This window comes from Halobacteriovorax sp. HLS (assembly GCF_004006665.1).
Classification (GTDB): Bacteria; Bdellovibrionota; Bacteriovoracia; order Bacteriovoracales; family Bacteriovoracaceae; genus Halobacteriovorax.
The window spans coordinates 389593-404220 of record NZ_QOCL01000014.1; the positions used below are offsets into that span (position 1 = coordinate 389593).

Sequence of the window (14628 nt, forward strand, 5' to 3'; positions counted from 1 at the left end):
CGTTCTCCTCAAAGTCAATGGACCCTACGATATGCTATTACTTTAGTCTTGTCGGGTATTGGAGTGATTTACTTTAGGAAAAAAAAACCTGATGAAATAATTCTATTGAATTGCTCGTATTTTGGTAAACTTAGAGGATATAAGAGAAAAGGGTATATTGTGAAGTTCTTGAATTTACTTAAACTTGTATTTAACTATAAGCAGCTAAAAAATGATGAAGAGGTACGTTTTCGTCTTATAAATGGCCTCAAAATAGCTTCAATTCCCTTCTTTACCTTATTTATTTTAATGGTATTTCTATGGGTCTTTCTCTATATGGACTTAGTGTTCTTTAAGGCAAATGGTTATGCAAACTTCGATCAGTTTAGCGAAGTCTTTTTTGATTATATATTTTCTAACGTATTCGAGTATGCAGTAATACTAATTGGATTCTTTAGTTTTATCCTTATATTTGGAATATACCTTTCTGAATTACTACTTAGACCGTTTAAAGTAATAGGGGATTACTGTGAGTCATGGACAGAGGGAAAGAAATCTACTTATGATCCAGACTTCTTTAGTGATCTAAAGTTACTTACTCGTTTTAGCGAATGGTTTTTTAATACGGTGGAAATTTCGAAACAAAATGGAACTCTTGGACCAATAGAAGTCCCTGAGAAGTTTACTCGTATTCACCAGCCTGTATTCGAAAAAGGTTTTTTTCTTCAGTTCTCATCTCTAATTCTAATATCATCAATTTGCACAGCAATACTCTTCTATGAGGTCATTGGTGGAGTACATCAGCAAGTGGTGCAAATGGCATATGAGATATTACCTGGGAAAAAAGAAATTCAGTATTTTCTTTTAAATCAGTCTTCAATTTTAAATGGAATATTATTGGGAGTAATAATTACACATGTTATCGCATATATTATTATGGCGATGAGTATGTATAATAAAGTTGCAACTCCTGCCTTTGGAATATTTGCAACAATGAGATCTTTTATTAAAGGACGCTACGACTCAAGAGTGCACCTCATAGGGTTTTATTATTTAAGGCCGCAATGCAGAAAGTTAAACAAATACTTATCAGAAGTGCAAAAGACACTAGTAAATGCTGACAAAAATTAAGAACGAGATTAAGATAATAATAATTATATCTGACTAACTAACAAAGGGAATTAAATGTTAAAGAGATTATTGAAGGTAAGTACACTTCTTGTAGTTCTTCTAGGACTAGCAAGCTGTGTATCTGAAAAACAAATTACTGATGCTATTAAGAAGAATCCAAAAATTCTTTTTGAGGTAATAGAGGAAAATCCAGCTGACTTTATGGAAGCTGTTCAAAAAGCGGCTAAATCTGCTCAGTCTGAAATGGCAAAGAGAAGAGAGTCAGATGAAGCGAAGAAATTTGAAGAAGCATTTGAAAAACCATTAGAACCTGAAATTAGAAAAGATGAATCAGTTAGAGGAACTAAAGGTGCAGTTCTTACATTAGTAGAATACTCGGACTTTCAATGCCCATTCTGTGTAAGAGGATTCGATACAGTTAAACAACTATTAAAAAGATATGATGGAAAAATTCAATTTGTATATAAGCATTTACCATTGAGCTTTCATAAAGAAGCCCTTCCTGCTGCGCACTACTACGAAGCAATTAGACTTCAAGATGAAAAGAAAGCATTTAAATTTCACGATGAGCTATTTGCTAAGCAAAGACAAATCGCTAAAGGTGAACCGTTCTTTAAGAAGGTTGCAAAAGATCTTGGTGTAAATATGACTAAGCTTGCAAAAGATGTGAAGTCTGAGTTTGTTATTAGTAGAGTTGACGATGATATGAAAGAAGCTGCGAAGTTTGGTTTTCAAGGAACTCCAGGATTTCTTCTAAACGGGATACCTGTAAGAGGAGCTTATCCTGTTGATCACTTCGAAAAGATCATCGCAAAGTTAAAAGAAAAAGGTAAAATTAAGTTATAATTAATTTCTTAATGGCCCCGGATGTCGGGGCTTTTTTTTGTCTTAAGCTCAGTAAACTATCAAAGTTGTAGAAAATAAAAAAATCCATTAGACTAAGTCTATGGAAGAAAATACATACAATAATTTAAATCGTCCAAAATTCTTAAAACAAGACTCGTTTTCGATAGTTAACGAATCGGTGAAATCTCTAAGAGAAATAATTGAGGATGTTGACTCTGGTAACTATCTAGATACTGAAGAACTTATTAAGTCATTTTCTTTTGAGCTTAAGAAGATATTACAAATTGAAGATCCAAAGGTATGTTTAGAAAGATTTTTTAAACTTGAAGATGTTTTAGAAACACTTGAAGAAGTAAATCAATTTGATGAACAATTACCAAGTCTTTTAGAATTTCACAGAAGTTTTTCTGTAACCGCACTTCGAATCTTTTGGGAGTGTCTTGCCAGTGATGAAGTCGCCACTCTCTCCAAGCGATTCCTTGAAGCATTTCGTATTGCTATAGAGGAAGAATTATATATTTGGCAAGAAAAAATCAATTAATTTTTTAAAATAAAAAAAGTTGAAAAAGCTGTAGAAAACCATTGTCAAAGGGTTTTTTAGAGGTCATCATTTTTTAAACAAACAACATAAGATTACGTATCTTATTTAACTTTTTTCTTTTTGGAGAATTTATGAACAGAAAAGAATTAATTGAAGAAATTTTAAAAACTAAAGAACTGAACAACATGACAAAGAAAGATGCAGATCTTTTTGTTTCAACTCTTTTAGATGTTGTTAAGAAAACTGTAAAAAAAGGTGAAGATGTTTCTCTTATCGGTTTTGGTTCTTTTTCAAAAGTTAAAAGAGCAGCAAGAATGGGTGTAAATCCAGCAACTGGTGAGAAAATAAAGATTAAAGCAAAGAATCTTCCAAAGTTTAAGCCAGGTAAAGCTTGGAAAGAAATGATGTAAAATTCTTTTCTATTATAGATTTGAAATAGGGCCTACTATAGTGGGCCTTTTTTATTTTATCGGCAATAAACTCCTTTGGTCGGTTATTCATTACCAAAAATATGACAACATTTTGACACCACCTATATGAAAGATTAAATACTTATATATTTTATGGGGTAAAGTTTTCCTAATTATGAAATGGTCTCTTGATGGAAGGCCATATAAACTGTATAATTTTTGACAGAGAGTAGATAAAAGAGAAATATTAAATTTCAGACTCTCTAAAAAGAATCCAGGAAGGTAAAAAAATGGCAGATGGAGATGCTAACGACTCGGGAAAATCTAACCCAGGTGGCGCAAAGAATCCTCTATTAACAGTTGTAATGTTACTTCAGTTTATATTAACTGGAGCTATCGCATTTTATCAATATCAGATGCATGTAAAGATGTCCTCTAATCAAACGACTATGGATATTATTAAGAGTGATCTTAAGAATAAAGCAGAGGGGATTGATGAGAGTAGTGAGACTGGTGAAGCTAGAGAAGAGGATGGAGTTTTATTTCCTTTAGATAACTTTACGGCCAACTTAGCTCAAGGTGATGGACCAAGACGTTTTGTAAGATTGAATGCTGTTTTAAAGTTTAATAAAGAATCAAGTGAAGAAGAATTTAAGGCAAGAAAGCCTCAGATTAGAGATACAATTATTAGTATTCTGAATTCAAAAAGAGCAGAGGATTTGCTTAAAACAGAAGGAAAGAATTACTTAAAAGAAGAAGTAAAAGCTGCTATCAATAGTTTTTTGGTAGATGGGAAAGTCATTGACGTATTTTACGTTAGCTTTCAAATAAACTAGCTTTAAGAAATATTTAAATGGGTAAAATGATTTTACCTATCAACTTGTAAATGATCCCAGGAGGGGAGAATGGCACAGGTCCTAAGTCAAGACGAAGTCGATGCTCTATTAAACGCTGTTAACGATGGTGATTCAGATGATCTCATGGGTGGCGATGGCGGCGATTTTGGCGGTGATGACGAATCCGATGACAATATTCAGACCTATGATCTTACCAATCAAGATAGAGTTATTCGTGGAAGAATGCCTATTCTTGAAATTATTTATGAAAGATTTATTAGGTCGTTTCGAGTAAGTTTATCAAATTCACTAAGAAAGATTTCTACTATTTCAATGATCTCCACCGATCTTTTAAAGTTTGGAGAATTTGTTAATACGCTTCCTATCCCATCTTGTATGTGTATTATGCGTTTTAATGAACTAAGAGGTCCTGCGTTATTAGTATTTGAATCAAAATTAGCCTATGCAATTATTGACTCTTACTTCGGTGGTACAGATAGACCATTCACTAAAATTGAAGGTAAAGAATTTACGATGATTGAGCTTTCTTTTATGAAGAAAGTGATGGATATGGCCTTAAGTGATCTTGAAGAAGCTTGGGCACCTGTTCATAGAATTGATGCTCAATATTTAAGAACAGAGATTAACCCACAGTTCGTAGGAGTTGTTCCTCCGTCAGATGTTATTATTGCAACTACACTTGAAGTTGAATTTGAATCTGCTTCAGGAACAATAATGATCGTAGTTCCTTACTCTACGATTGAACCAATTAAACAAAAACTAAGTTCAAGTTTCCAAACAGATAATGATATGGCCGATAGCATCTGGACGCATGCTATGAATGAACATATCAAACAGGCTAAAGCTACAATGATAGTTAAGCTTGGGGAAACTAATATAACGGTTGGAGATCTCGTTACACTTGAGAAGGGCGATATTATTCCTCTTAATCAAGAAGCTTCTGGAGAAGTAAGAGTTGAGGTTGAAGGCGTTGAAAAAATGAGATGCCTTATTGGAACTCACAAAGGTAATAGAGCAGTACAAATTACAAGAGTAGATAAAACAATTAGAAGAGAAATGGTTACGACTGAGGAGTAGCAAGATGTCTGATGAACTAAATCAAGGTATGGAAAATCAATCAAATCCAATGGGAAATGTTGAAGATATTAATTCAGTAAGAGTAAACCAGCTCTCTGATGAAATAAAAGCAGGTGATGATGCTCTCAATAAGCTTAAGGTTCAAAACCTTGATTTTATTTTGGACATACCGCTAAAAGTTACAGTTGAGCTAGGAAGAACTGAAGTAATGATTAAGGACCTATTACAACTAGGACAAGGTTCGGTATTAGAGCTAGATAAGCTTGCTGGTGAACCACTTGAAATTTTAGTGAATGGGAAGCTTGTTGCAAAAGGTGAAGTTGTTGTTGTTAACGAGAAGTTTGGAATAAGGCTTACTGATATTATTAGCCCGATTGAAAGAATTGAAACACTAAAGTAAAGAATACGGAGTCATAATGAAGAGAATCTTAACACTATCATTAATCTTTCTATCAGCGAGTATATTCGCCTCTAGCAATGCTGTAGAAGTGAAGAAGTTAAATTACGCTGCAAAGGGAAATTCTGCTGGTGAGTTATCTATAACTCTAAAAGGTGATCTTACGAATGCTCCAGATCTTACTGTAAAAGATAAGATGATTCAGGTTGCAATACCTGGCGCCATGGTTTGGCCAAAGATTGAAAAAAGAGTGAGTATAGCTAAAAATTTAGACACGACAATTATGGCCTATCAGTTCAATAAAGATATGGTTAGAGTTAGAGCAATGCTTCCGTACTCTATAAAAGGGCTTGAAGATAGAGTTAGTATTACAATATCTGGTAATAATATTAATCTTCATTTCCCAACAATTGTAAGTGCTTCAAATCCTGTTAAGACTAAGGTTGCCGCTGTAAAAGCAAAAAAGACTCAAAACCTTGATGAATACAATGAAAGTTACTTAGATAAGCTAATCAAAGAAAAAGAACTTCAAAAAAATACGACAGTTACTGAATTAAAGGCACCAGTTAAGGTCGCTGATAAAGTCAATGTGGCACTGGCCGGTATCGAAAAAACAAGTCCTCTAGAGGCTAAATCATCGTTTTCATTAACGAGCTATATTGGCAAATTTGTTGCTTTTCTAGGTGTAGTACTGCTTCTCTTTTACGGTGTTGTTGCACTTATGAAAAAGGGAGTATTGAAGAAAGGTAAGTTAGGCTTCCTTAATAGTACTAAGGTGATCGAAGTCATAAATACAACTTATGTAGGACCAAAGAGGAGTTTAATGTTAATTAGAGCTCATAACCAAGTCTTTCTAGTAGCAAATACAGAAAAGGGAATGGAGTACCTCTCTGAAGTAAAAGATGTTGCAGGACTTATGAAAGATGGTGAAAAGAGCTTATCTGGAAATAATTTTGATTCAGATCTTGGATCAGCGGACCTTTTAGAAAAAGATTTTAACTTAAAAGAAGATATTGAAAAACCAGCTGTCGTTGAATTGAAAACAAATGATATTCAAGAGTCAGTTAAGCTATCGCAGAAAATTAAAGATAAAGTTAAAACTTTAAAACCACTACAGTAAGAAAGGAACGAATGAGCATGGAAGCTCTTAAAAAGAAAAAAGGATTTTTGGCAGCTCTATTAGGACTACTTTTATGTGGTCCTGAAGTTTTTGCACAACAATCAGGAGTTAATCTACCAGGAATGGCAATTAACTTTGGTAATGGCACAAACTTAGTTGATACAATCCAAGTTCTAGTTTTGTTTACTGTCTTAACAATGGCACCGGCCATATTAATTCTTTGTACATGCTTTACGAGAATAATTGTAGTGCTAAGTTTTATGAGGCAAGCAATTGGTACGCAAAGTATGCCACCGAATCAGGTCTTAATAGGCTTTGCTCTATTTTTGTCAGTGTTCGTGATGCAACCAACTGGATTAGAAATTTATAATGGAGCAATTACTCCCTATGTTGAAAAAAAGATTACTACGACTGTTGCCTTAGATCGAATTGAAAAATCGCTAAGAGGATTTATGACAAAGCAAGTTCGTAAATCTGATATTGGATTATTCTATGATGTGACTGGAGCGACTGCACCTAATACTGTAGCAGATGTTCCAATTCACTTTTTAATTCCTGCTTTTATTATTTCTGAATTGAAGACAGCTTTTCAAATTGGATTTCTACTCTATATACCATTTCTAATTTTAGATATGGTTGTTGCTTCAGTACTTATGGCCATGGGGATGATGATGTTACCACCTGTTGTAGTATCGCTTCCATTTAAATTATTACTCTTTGTATTAGTAGACGGATGGCAATTAGTCACTGGTTCTATTTTACGATCATTTAACTAAGAGGTAGATCGTGGATTTTGACGGAATTTCAGACATTACAAATCAAGCAATTAAAATTGCTCTTATGATTGCCTCTCCGATGCTAATTGGTTCACTTGTGATGGGTATATTAGTCTCCATTTTTCAAGCTGTAACTCAGATCAATGAGCAAACACTTTCATTTATTCCTAAGATTTTAGTTATTGTTGGAGCACTAGTAATTTTTGCTCCATGGATGTCTGATACATTAACTACTTTTACTAAAGAGTTAATTATCAGTATTCCTCAGGTAGTGGCAGGAAGATGATTAATATTCAGGTAGTAGATCAATATTCAGTGATTGCTTTTTGGTTATGTTTTACCAGATTCATCGCTGTGAATTTTCAGCTACCTATTTTTGATAATACGTCTGTTCCGACTATTGTTAAAGTTCTTGCAACATTAGTAATGACTTACGCTTTCTTTCCTTTTTTAGAGCAACAGCTTTTAAAAGATGTTTATCACTATGGAATTGATGCTTTTTGGTTTTTAACAATCTTCAATACAATTGTTGGATTGTTAGTTGGTTTCTTTGTTAAAGTTATTATGAATATTTATACTGCTGCAGGATCAATCATTACGCAGCAAATTGGTTTTGGAGCGATTAGATACTTTGATCCTTCAAGTTCTCAGCAAATTGGTCCATTTGAACAATTGATTAAATGGACAGTGTTAATTATTATTCTATCTTCTGGAGCTCTGTTACCAATGTTTAAAGGAGTCTTTGGCTCATTTTTTTCTATTCATGCAATGGATGTTGGAAAGTTTGCGGCGAGCCCAGAGTTCTACTTTAAAATTTTTAAAAATATCTTCATCTCGGCATTAATGCTTGCTTCTCCTTTAATTTTTACAAATATGCTGATCATGACTGTACTTGGTGTTATCGCTAGAACAGTTCCTCAGATGAATGTAATTATGGTGAGTTTTGCAGTTAATATCGGGCTAGGATTACTAGTTTTTATTGCCACTTCTCAAGAATTTTTTCGTGTTGCTATCAAAATGTACACTGAAAATTTAGGAAGCTGGTTTCAATTTGTAATATAGGACGTGTGAATGTCAGAAGACAGTGACAACGGACAGGAAAAAACCGAGGACCCATCCGCCCATCGTATCGAAGAGTTTCGTAAGCGTGGTGAGGTAGCTTCCTCTAAAGAACTAACTAGTGTTTTAGTTCTTGCTGCGTCTTTATTGACGCTTGGGCTTTCTCTTATCTATGTTTACGAAGTAATGTCTGGCTTCATTGAATGGCTCTATACTCTAGATACGGCTAGTGCTTACACTGAGAAGTCAATGAACACGATTGTTCATAAATTAGTATCTGTTTCTCTAAAGTGTGTTGCTCCAATATTTATCGTAACTTTGATTGTCGGTGTTTTTGGGAATGTTGCGCAAGTTGGATTACTCTTCTCTCCTGAAGTTTTAGAGTGGAAACCTGATAGAATTAATCCACTACAAGGAATTAAGAGACTCTTCTCAATGAAGTCTGTTGTAGAAGCAATTAAAGGTGTGTTTAAGTTCACTTTTATACTATCAATTGTGTATTACTTTCTAAAAGATGAGATGCATACCTTTTCAGGTTTTTTTCATCTTGAGTTTTTTCAAGCATTTATCTACGGGAAAGGTTTTTTAATAAAGCTTGGCTTTGCTATCGTGCTCGGCCTTGTTATCATTGCTGTAGCGGATTTTGCTTATCAGAAAATGTCATATAAGAAAAAGCTGATGATGACAAAAGAAGAAGCTAAGAAAGAAAGCAAGCAGCAGGATGGTAATCCTGAGATTAAACAGAGAATTAGGGCCGTACAAAGAGAAATGTCACAAAGAAGAGTGATGAGTGAGGTTCCAAAAGCTGATGTAATCGTTACCAATCCTACTCATATTTCTGTAGCTTTAAAGTATGATCCAGATACAATGGTATCACCTGAAGTAATCGCCAAAGGAGCTGATGTTTTAGCTCTGAAAATAAGAGAGATTGCTAAGGATAATAATATACCTATTGTAGAGAATGTACCTCTAGCAAGAGGTCTGTATAAGACAGTTAAAGAGGGGCAAGGAGTGCCTCGAAACCTATATAAGGCAGTGGCCGAAGTTTTAGCTTTTGTTTATAAACTTAAAAGAAAACAAAAAGCGATAAGCTAATTAAGGAAAATCCATGGAAGGAAGTTTCTCAGAAAAATTAAAAGCACTCTCAAAGAATTCAGACCTTGTCGTTGCTATTGGTCTATTATTAATTCTTAGTGTGATGATTATTCCAATACCACCAATGCTATTGGACTTACTCTTTGCTTTGACGCTATCTGGCTCTGTAATAATTCTATTAATTTCTGTATACTCGAAAAAGCCATTAGACTTTTCAACATTTCCTTCTGTGCTTCTTGTATCAACTTTATTTAGACTCTCTCTTAACGTTGCTTCTACAAAGAATATCTTAATTAGAGGTGGTACAGATGGAGCTTCTGCTGCCGGTGAGATCATTAGATCATTTGGTGAGTTTGTTGTTGGTGGTAACTACGTTGTAGGAATTATCATCTTTATCATTCTTGTTATTATAAACTTCATGGTTATTACTAAAGGTGCTGGTAGAGTAGCTGAAGTTGCTGCAAGATTTACCTTAGATGCAATGCCAGGTAAGCAGATGGCAATTGATGCTGATTTAAACGCAGGACTAATCGATGAAGGTACCGCTAAAACGAGAAGAGCGGAAGTTGCTCAGGAAGCAGATTTCTATGGTTCTATGGATGGTGCTTCTAAATTCGTTAGAGGGGATGCCATAGCTGGTATCCTGATTACATTTATTAACGTTGTTGCTGGTATTATCATCGGTGTTGCTCAAAATGGTATGAGTGCAGCTGAAGCAGCACAAGTATTTACACTTTTAACTGTTGGTGATGGTTTAATTTCTCAGATTCCTGCTCTAATTATTTCAACTGCTGCAGGTATGATTGCTACAAGAAATACAAGCGATAATTCTCTAGGGTCACAAATTGGTAATGAATTTAAGGTTCACCCTAAGGCCCTATATATTGCAAGTGGTGTGTTGCTTGTTTTTGCTATTATTCCAGGTCTTCCAAAATTCCCATTTATGGTAGTAGGGTCCGCTCTGGCCTACACAGGATGGAGAATTGAAAAAGGTGCTCAAGAAGATAAAGAACAAGCACAAAAGGCCACGACAGAAGAGAAGAAAGCTACTCCAGACAATTTAGAAGACCTTTTAACTCTGGAGTTAGTTGAGCTTGAAGTGGGTTACGGTCTTGTTAATTTAGTTGATGCTGAGCAAAATGGTGATCTTCTTGAAAGAATTACACATATTAGAAAACAATTCGCTTTAGACTGGGGTGTAATCATTCCTTCTGTTAGAATTAAAGATAACCTAGAGTTGAAACCAGGAGGATACAGCATTAAGGTTAAAGGAATTGAAGTGGCAAGTGGAGACTTAATGTCTGATCACTTTATGGCCATGGACCCAGGTTCAGTTATTGAGAAGATTGACGGTGTTGAAACTGTAGAGCCAGTATTTGGATTACCGGCAGTTTGGATTTCAGAAGATCAAAAAGACGATGCTCAATATAACGGATACACGGTTGTAGACTTATCCACAGTCGTAGCAACACATATCACAGAAGTTTTAAAAACTAATTTACATGAACTATTTGGTCGTCAAGAACTTGTTCGTGTCATGGATAACTTTAAAGAAGCCTATCCTAAAATTGTTTCAGATTTAATCCCAGACATTCTTCCTTTGGGGATTGTTCTAAAAGTGATGCAAAACCTTCTAAGAGAGGGAGTTTCTATCAGAGATTTAAGAACGATCTTAGAAACTCTTGCGGAATTTGGTACATCAGTTAAGGATGCTGATGCTCTAACTGAGTTTGTTAGACAGTCTCTTTATAGAACGATTACTGAGACAATTAGAGGAGATCAAGGAGATATCCCTCTATTTACACTGGATAGAAATATTGAAGAAAATATTGCAAATAATATTATTCAAACAGAGCAGGGTCATCAGTTGAGCTTAGATCCAAAAATTACTCAACATATTCTTGCGAGTTTAAATGAAAAAATTGAAGAGGCTACAAGCATGGGCGAAAAAATGGTCGTTCTTTGTAGTCCAGTAATTAGAAACCATTTTAAAAGATTAACGGAAAAGTTTATTCCGAACTTAGTTGTTGTAAGTCATAACGAATTAAGTTCTGAAGCGAATATTAGATCCCTTGGTACGGTGAGGCTGTAAATGTATGTAAGAAAATTTGAAGCTGATTCATTAGATGAAGCACTAAAGAGTATTAAACAAGAACTTGGTCCAGATGCGATTATTCTTAAAACCTTAACGAACAAAGGTCTTAAAGGAGCATTTAAGAAAAAGAGGATTGAGATCACTGCAGCTATAAGTGAGAAGAACTACTCAAAGAAGGCAAAGGTTGATCATGTATTAGATGGAACTCAAAAAGAAAAATTCTACTCTAATAACTCAAGCTATATCTCAAATATGATTGATGATTATGAAGAGAATACTTCTCAAAATAGTCGGTCAGTAGTTTCAAATCCTGGAGTACCACAGGGATATGGAAAGATGGGATTAAATAAGCAATCTAATACGAGACTTGGGGAGAAACAAAGTTCTAACTCTGATTTAGATGATTTTCTTTCAGATGCTGTAGGAAAAGTGAAGAAAGTTACAAATAGTATCGTAAATAATACGAAAGCAAGTATGGATAATTTTCTTTCTCATGAAGAAGATGATGTTTCCTTTGAAGACTTTTCGTACGAAGAGATTGCAAATACACCAGAGCCTATTGCTGCGAGAGAGCATATTGAGGCTCCTAGGAAAAGTTCTGTAAGAACTAGTGAAGTTGATGAATCTCTGATGAATGATCAGAGGGCCAAGATCGATGAGCTTGAAAAAAAGCTATATGAATTAACTAAGAATATTGAAAGGCTTGATCAGAAAGAGCCTAATGGAATTTATGAACTTAGAACAACATTAAGAAGCTTAGATATTTCTGACAAATATATTCATACACTAGTTAGAAAAGCTATTTTTGAATTGAGCAAAGAAAATCTTGAAGATTCAGATATTGTTTTCGAATTTGCTCTTAGAGAGATGATTGAAGTTGTTAATACTCAGATGCCTCTATTTTCTTCAACGGAGAGTGAAGAGGGTGTAGTCACTGTAGTACTTTCAGAAACGTCTACAGGCCAAACTTCTATGAGCTATAAGATTGGAGCACTTAAGCCAGATTCACTCATTGTGAAAAGTAATCTTTCTGGTGAATCAAGCGAAGGTAAAGAGTTTAGTCGTAAGATGTTTGGATTAAATGTTGTTGAGTCTTCAAACGTCGCTGAAATTGTTTCAGAGTGTCGTAAGGCAACAGAGGCAGGGAAATGTGCCTTTGTAGATTATAAGAATAACTCAGATGATATTAATGAAACTAAGAAGTTCATTGATGGTCTAAGAAGATCATTTGGCAAGGTGGAAGTATTGATCTCTCTATCCGCAATTCATTCTGAAATTTATAATAGAAAAGTTGTTTCTAGATACAAGTCTCTAGCAAATGGTTTAGTGATTTCAAATTTAGATTTATGTTTAAACTTTGGGGCATTATTTAATATTGCCGATGAGAATAGAGAGTTACCGTTTAAATTCTATGGAACAGGTGATGTTGTTCCTGATGATATCGAAGCGGCTACAGCAGAAAGGTTATTAGCAGGTATTTTTCAGTTCTAAAAATTAAACTCCCTTTCGACATAGGATGTGTCGAAATTGTTTGGAATAGGAGACAGGATGTCTACAAAGAGCGCAGCTCAATGGCTAGTCGGCCATAATAAGTTTGAACAAACCAAAACAGAATCAAAAGGCAAGAAGCTCTTTGGGAAGGCCAAGACTATTTCCATTACTTCTGGAAAAGGCGGAGTTGGTAAGACTTCGGTCACCCTAAAACTAGCAAAAATTCTTTCACAGCAAGGGTTTAAAACTCTCGTTATAGATTGTGACTTCAATTTATCAAACACAGCTGTAAAGTTAGGACTTCCAATTACGGATAATTTCTATTCACTAATAAGTGCTAGAAAGCCATTTGAAGAGTGTATTGTTGAACATGATGGTTTTTTCTTACTTTCAGGTTGTAATGGGAATATGGACTTGTTTGATGATCAAACTGGAATTGAAAGATTTATAATAGATATTCTAGTAACACATGAAAAAGAGTTTGATTATATTCTACTTGATAGTCCTGCTGGAATTGCTAAAGAAAACCTTACTCTAAATGCATATAGTGATCATAGGTTTGTTGTGGTTACACCAGATCTATCTTCAATCACTGACTCTTATTCTTTGATTAAAATACTTTCTACAAAGTATGGAGTTAGTGAAAACCATTTAATAGTAAACAAAATTTCCACTTCTAATCAATTAGACAGAATTATTAAAACACTCGGAGAAACAGTCGATAACTTTTTAAATTCAAGACTGAGAATCCTTGGAGGATTAGTAAAGAAAGATATTTCAATAGATAAATTTGATAAGGCCCTACTTAGTGAGGAAAATTCTGCCCTGCATAAGAATTTCCTTAAAGTGGTTGAATTGTTCGCCGAAGAGAATGTAGCTACTACGCTACCAATCTCTGGACATGGACACGAAGTCCAACAATTAAACGTTTGCTAAGGAGTGCATGAATGTCTTCAATCTCTAAAAAATTAAAAAATTTAAAAGACTATAGATCAACAGTTGATCCTAAAGTAAAAGATGAAATCATCATCGAATATGCACCACTTATTAAATATATTGCGCAAAAAATTGCGTCAAGACTTCCATCAAATGTTGAGTTAGATGATCTCATCTCTTGTGGAGTAATTGGACTGATGGACGCAATCGAAAAGTTTGATCCTAGCAGAGATAATAAATTTAAAACATATGCAGAATTTAGAATTAGAGGTTCAATTCTTGATGAACTTAGAGCACAAGACTGGGTTCCACGTTCTGTCAGAGAAAAAGCAAAGTTAGTTGAAAGAGCATATGCAAAAATTGAAGCAGCAGAGGGGAGACCAGCTACTGACGAAGAGATGTGTGCTGAGCTTGGAGTTAATCAGGATGAGTTTTATGATCTGATTAATAAAGCGAAGTCTGTTTCTGTATTAAATATTGATGATTCAGCTTCTTTTAATAAAGGTGATAAGAAACTTATTGCTGGTCTAATGGAAGATAGCAAAAACTCGAATCCTTTTACAGCTGTAGCGAATAAGAATTCTAGAGATAAAATTAAAGAAGGTATCGCTCAATTACCAGAAAAACAAAGACTAGTTCTGTCATTATATTACTATGAAGATCTAAACTTGAAAGAAATTGGCCAGGTTCTAGATGTAACTGAATCTCGTGTTTCTCAGCTTCATACGCAGGCCATAATGAAGCTTAAAGTAAAACTTAAAACAACTTTTGACTCAGTAGAAGATATAGCAGTATAGAAAACTAAGTCACCCTCTCTT

General features: G+C 34.6%; 15 protein-coding genes and 1 pseudogene. All 16 read left to right on the plus strand.

The genetic code is table 11. The features are described 5' to 3' along the window. Positions 1–159: 159 nt before the first annotated feature. The 16 genes and pseudogenes from DPQ89_RS15885 (at position 160) to DPQ89_RS15960 (ending at position 14607) form a co-directional block, all read left to right on the plus strand. Positions 160–1110 carry a hypothetical protein gene (locus tag DPQ89_RS15885; protein ID WP_127718014.1) on the plus strand — a complete coding sequence of 317 codons (951 nt, stop codon included), beginning with the start codon at positions 160–162 and terminating at the stop codon, positions 1108–1110. A 54-nt stretch (positions 1111–1164) separates the two neighbouring features. Next, positions 1165–1956: a thioredoxin domain-containing protein gene (locus DPQ89_RS15890; RefSeq protein ID WP_127718015.1), complete on the plus strand. Its 792-nt coding sequence runs from the start codon at positions 1165–1167 to the stop codon at positions 1954–1956. A 100-nt stretch (positions 1957–2056) separates the two neighbouring features. Continuing rightward, on the plus strand, positions 2057–2497 hold the full coding sequence (locus tag DPQ89_RS15895; protein ID WP_127718016.1) for a hypothetical protein: 441 nt from the start codon (positions 2057–2059) through the stop codon (positions 2495–2497). A gap of 131 nt (positions 2498–2628) precedes the next feature. After that, entirely contained in the window at positions 2629–2907 is a 279-nt protein-coding gene (locus tag DPQ89_RS15900; RefSeq protein ID WP_127718017.1) for an HU family DNA-binding protein, read from the plus strand. A gap of 290 nt (positions 2908–3197) precedes the next feature. Next, positions 3198–3743, plus strand: coding sequence for a flagellar basal body-associated protein FliL (fliL, locus tag DPQ89_RS15905; RefSeq protein ID WP_127718018.1), 546 nt, complete (start codon positions 3198–3200; stop codon positions 3741–3743). Positions 3744–3812: 69 nt separating this feature from the next. Further along, positions 3813–4841: a flagellar motor switch protein FliM gene (gene fliM / locus DPQ89_RS15910; RefSeq protein ID WP_127718019.1), complete on the plus strand. Its 1029-nt coding sequence runs from the start codon at positions 3813–3815 to the stop codon at positions 4839–4841. A gap of 145 nt (positions 4842–4986) precedes the next feature. Then, positions 4987–5241 (plus strand): annotated as a pseudogene (gene fliN / locus DPQ89_RS18845) (flagellar motor switch protein FliN); the annotation flags it as partial. Between the two features lie 16 nt (positions 5242–5257). Further along, positions 5258–6358, plus strand: coding sequence for a flagellar biosynthetic protein FliO (locus DPQ89_RS15920; RefSeq protein ID WP_127718021.1), 1101 nt, complete (start codon positions 5258–5260; stop codon positions 6356–6358). A 17-nt stretch (positions 6359–6375) separates the two neighbouring features. Further along, positions 6376–7134 (plus strand): flagellar type III secretion system pore protein FliP, encoded by a 759-nt coding sequence (fliP, locus tag DPQ89_RS15925; protein ID WP_127718303.1) that lies wholly within the window; start codon positions 6376–6378, stop codon positions 7132–7134. Positions 7135–7144: 10 nt separating this feature from the next. Then, the gene (gene fliQ, locus DPQ89_RS15930) at positions 7145–7420 is read left to right on the plus strand and encodes a flagellar biosynthesis protein FliQ (protein WP_127718022.1); all 276 of its coding nucleotides are present in this window, start codon (positions 7145–7147) and stop codon (positions 7418–7420) included. After that, positions 7417–8196, plus strand: coding sequence for a flagellar biosynthetic protein FliR (locus tag DPQ89_RS15935; protein WP_127718023.1), 780 nt, complete (start codon positions 7417–7419; stop codon positions 8194–8196). Before fliQ ends, DPQ89_RS15935 begins: the two co-directional genes overlap by 4 nt. A gap of 9 nt (positions 8197–8205) precedes the next feature. Continuing rightward, entirely contained in the window at positions 8206–9288 is a 1083-nt protein-coding gene (flhB, locus tag DPQ89_RS15940) for a flagellar biosynthesis protein FlhB (RefSeq protein ID WP_127718024.1), read from the plus strand. A gap of 13 nt (positions 9289–9301) precedes the next feature. Next, complete coding sequence (gene flhA, locus DPQ89_RS15945; RefSeq protein WP_127718025.1) at positions 9302–11380, plus strand: flagellar biosynthesis protein FlhA; 2079 nt, start codon at positions 9302–9304, stop codon at positions 11378–11380. Continuing rightward, positions 11381–12874, plus strand: a complete 1494-nt coding sequence (locus DPQ89_RS15950) for a hypothetical protein (protein WP_127718026.1) — start codon at positions 11381–11383, stop codon at positions 12872–12874. 57 nt (positions 12875–12931) lie between these two features. Further along, positions 12932–13810, plus strand: a complete 879-nt coding sequence (locus tag DPQ89_RS15955; protein WP_127718027.1) for an AAA family ATPase — start codon at positions 12932–12934, stop codon at positions 13808–13810. Between the two features lie 11 nt (positions 13811–13821). Next, a complete protein-coding gene (locus DPQ89_RS15960) occupies positions 13822–14607 on the plus strand; it encodes a FliA/WhiG family RNA polymerase sigma factor (RefSeq protein ID WP_127718028.1) in 786 nt (261 codons plus the stop codon). Positions 14608–14628 lie beyond the last annotated feature (21 nt).

Bases quoted from the DNA above. Each gene is read 5' to 3' on its own strand.
- fliL (WP_127718018.1), top strand. From the start codon at position 3,198: ATGGCAGATGGAGATGCTAACGACTCGGGAAAATCTAACCCAGGTGGC.
- flhB (WP_127718024.1), top strand. From the start codon at position 8,206: ATGTCAGAAGACAGTGACAACGGACAGGAAAAAACCGAGGACCCATCC.
- DPQ89_RS15890 (WP_127718015.1), top strand. From the start codon at position 1,165: ATGTTAAAGAGATTATTGAAGGTAAGTACACTTCTTGTAGTTCTTCTA.
- DPQ89_RS15895 (WP_127718016.1), top strand. From the start codon at position 2,057: ATGGAAGAAAATACATACAATAATTTAAATCGTCCAAAATTCTTAAAA.
- flhA (WP_127718025.1), top strand. From the start codon at position 9,302: ATGGAAGGAAGTTTCTCAGAAAAATTAAAAGCACTCTCAAAGAATTCA.
- DPQ89_RS15935 (WP_127718023.1), top strand. From the start codon at position 7,417: ATGATTAATATTCAGGTAGTAGATCAATATTCAGTGATTGCTTTTTGG.
- DPQ89_RS15900 (WP_127718017.1), top strand. From the start codon at position 2,629: ATGAACAGAAAAGAATTAATTGAAGAAATTTTAAAAACTAAAGAACTG.
- DPQ89_RS15920 (WP_127718021.1), top strand. From the start codon at position 5,258: ATGAAGAGAATCTTAACACTATCATTAATCTTTCTATCAGCGAGTATA.
- DPQ89_RS15955 (WP_127718027.1), top strand. From the start codon at position 12,932: ATGTCTACAAAGAGCGCAGCTCAATGGCTAGTCGGCCATAATAAGTTT.
- DPQ89_RS15950 (WP_127718026.1), top strand. From the start codon at position 11,381: ATGTATGTAAGAAAATTTGAAGCTGATTCATTAGATGAAGCACTAAAG.
- fliM (WP_127718019.1), top strand. From the start codon at position 3,813: ATGGCACAGGTCCTAAGTCAAGACGAAGTCGATGCTCTATTAAACGCT.
- DPQ89_RS15960 (WP_127718028.1), top strand. From the start codon at position 13,822: ATGTCTTCAATCTCTAAAAAATTAAAAAATTTAAAAGACTATAGATCA.
- fliP (WP_127718303.1), top strand. From the start codon at position 6,376: ATGGAAGCTCTTAAAAAGAAAAAAGGATTTTTGGCAGCTCTATTAGGA.